Source organism: Halorubrum tibetense, assembly GCF_042661865.1.
Classification (GTDB): domain Archaea; phylum Halobacteriota; class Halobacteria; order Halobacteriales; family Haloferacaceae; genus Halorubrum; species Halorubrum tibetense.
In genome coordinates this window covers 1-2,254 of record NZ_JBHSWW010000340.1, presented here as the reverse complement: position 1 = coordinate 2,254, position 2,254 = coordinate 1, and the positions used below count along the sequence as shown (strand labels likewise).

Annotated in this window: 2 protein-coding genes and 1 pseudogene; 1 reads left to right on the top strand and 2 read right to left on the bottom strand. The window is 68.4% G+C overall.

Going from position 1 to position 2,254, the window contains the following annotated elements; genetic code table 11:
- Positions 1-205: 205 nt before the first annotated feature.
- Positions 206-685 (bottom strand): DUF6691 family protein, encoded by a 480-nt coding sequence (locus ACFQEU_RS14725; RefSeq protein WP_379783379.1) that lies wholly within the window; start codon positions 683-685, stop codon positions 206-208.
- Positions 682-1,170 carry a YeeE/YedE family protein gene (locus ACFQEU_RS14720; RefSeq protein WP_379783377.1) on the bottom strand — a complete coding sequence of 163 codons (489 nt, stop codon included), beginning with the start codon at positions 1,168-1,170 and terminating at the stop codon, positions 682-684. Before ACFQEU_RS14720 ends, ACFQEU_RS14725 begins: the two co-directional genes overlap by 4 nt.
- A 232-nt stretch (positions 1,171-1,402) precedes the next feature.
- On the opposite strand from ACFQEU_RS14720, the pseudogene ACFQEU_RS14715 reads away from it, so the two are divergent.
- Positions 1,403-2,254 (top strand): annotated as a pseudogene (locus tag ACFQEU_RS14715) (HAMP domain-containing protein); the annotation flags it as partial.

Genomic DNA, 2,254 nt, shown 5'->3' with positions numbered 1-2,254 from the left:
CGCGGCCGCGGTGGAGCCCGGCGTCGACGAGCGCGCGCACGTCGGCCGACTCGATCGCCTCGACCGCCCGTTCGGTGCCGAGCTCGGCCGTCAACAGCTCGCTCGTCTTCGGACCGATCCCCCAGTAGTCCTCGAGTCGCATACGTCGGGGTGTCGCCCCGGCGTCTTGGCGTTTTCGTCCACGCGGCGCCTCGGGACTCGCGACTCAGTCGGCGGTAGCCGCGGCGGGCGTTTCCGTCCGCGACTCCCGGAGGTACCCCTGGAGATACGCGCCGAGGAACATGCCGGCGACGCCGTAGAGGATGACGACGTTGCCGATCCCGAGGCTGGCGTACGCCGCGCCCGGGCAGATCCCGGAGAGTCCCCAGCCGACGCCGAAGACGCCGCCGCCGACGACGAAGTCCCGGTCCAGCGACTTGAGCCGCCGGCCGAACCGCTTCCCGGTGAGCGGGGCGCTTCGACCCGACAGCGTGAGCGCCCAGAACGTCACGCCGACGACGACGCTCGCGCCGCCCATCACGAACGCCAGCCCGAAATCACGGAACTGGAGGAACTCCAAGACGATCTCCGGCCGGGCCATCTGACTGACCGCGAGCCCGACTCCGAACACCGCCCCGCCGAGGAAGACGAGCGGGAGGAACAGCGGGTGGCTCTCGTGGTCGGCGACGACGCCAGCACCGCTCATGGCGTCACCCCCGCGGCCATCACGAGCTGGGCGACGCCGATGGCGACGAGCATGAAGATCCCAACGTTGAGGATCGAGCTCCGCGAGCCGGAGCCGACGCCACAGACGCCGTGACCGGAGGTACACCCCTTCCCCAACCGGGTCCCGATCCCGATCAGGACCCCGCCGAGGAACAGCCGCCACGGCTGGACTTCCGTCGTCCATCCGAAGTCGCCGAGGGCGATCGAGTAGCCGGCCGCGCCGGCGACGATACCGAGCGTGAACACCACCCGCCAGTCGCGGGAGGCGACGAATTTCGGCTGCTGAAACCGTTTGAGCTTCGATCCGTACGACAGCGTCGATTCGAGGAAGGTGCTCGCGCCGGCGTGGATCCCGGTTCCGACGTAGATGATCGCGGTCCCGAGCCCGATGAGCACCCCGCCGATCAGGTACTGCGTGATCCCCCGCGGAAAGAGGGTCTCGACCAGCAGGACGGCTTCGTTCATACTTCCCGTGGGTGGTCTGTCGGCCTAAACTTCCCGCTCCCGGGCTCTTCTTGCCGGTCTCTCGCACCCTTCTTGCCGGTCTCTCGTACCCTCCTTGCCGGTCTCTTGAACCCGCCGGGTCAGTCGAGGGGTTCCAAGGCCGTGGTCGCTCCCGTCTCACGCGGCGCGTTATCGCTTCTGATACGCGGGGGTTGGCGCTTATATGTGAGATATTCGTACAGTTCTTCGTCAAATGACGGTACAACCGGTATCCCGGATCAGAAGCAGTTACGGCGTGAAGCTCGCGTCGTCGCTGATCGGGGTGATGGGTGTTTCGGTGGCGTACGGGGTCGTCGTGTACGGGTAGGCGGCCGAGTTGGGTCCCGCGGGCGACGAGCTCCGTTCCGGCCTGATCGGAATGACGCTGCTCGCCGTTATCGGTATCGCGCTCATCGGCGTGACGGTGGGGTCGAACACCGTCATCTCGCTGCGCCAGCTCACCCGGAAAGCCGAACGGATGGCTGACGGTGACCTCGATGTGGACCTCCGGACCGGCCGAACCGATGAGATCGGGCGGCTCTTCGTCGCCTTCGACCGGATGCGCGAGTCGCTCACACGCGAGATTACCGAGGCTGAGCAGGCCCGCGCGGACGCCGAAGCGGCTCGGCGGGAAGCGGACGAACGCGCCGCGGCGATCGAGCGGAAGGCGACCGCATACGAGGAAGCCATGCGCGCGCTGGCCGACGGAGATCTCACCCGTCGGGTCGACCCCGACTGTGAGAGCGAGCCGATCCGACGCGTCGGCGTCGCGTTCAACGAGATGGCCGAACAGCTGGAGGGGACCGTCGCGTCGGTCGGGACTGTCGCCGAAGACACCGCCGCGGTCGCCGGTTCGGTCAACGAGCGGACCGACGACCTCCGCTCTACGACCGGGACCGTCTCCGGTGCAGTCACGGAGATCGCTGAGGGGGCACGCACCCAACGCGACGATCTACAGGCGACGACCGACGAGGCCGAGTCGCTCGCCTCCTCCGCGGAGGAGGTGGCGGCCACCGTCACCGAGGTCGCGGAGACGGCCGAGCACGCCGCGCGGGTCGGCGAGGAG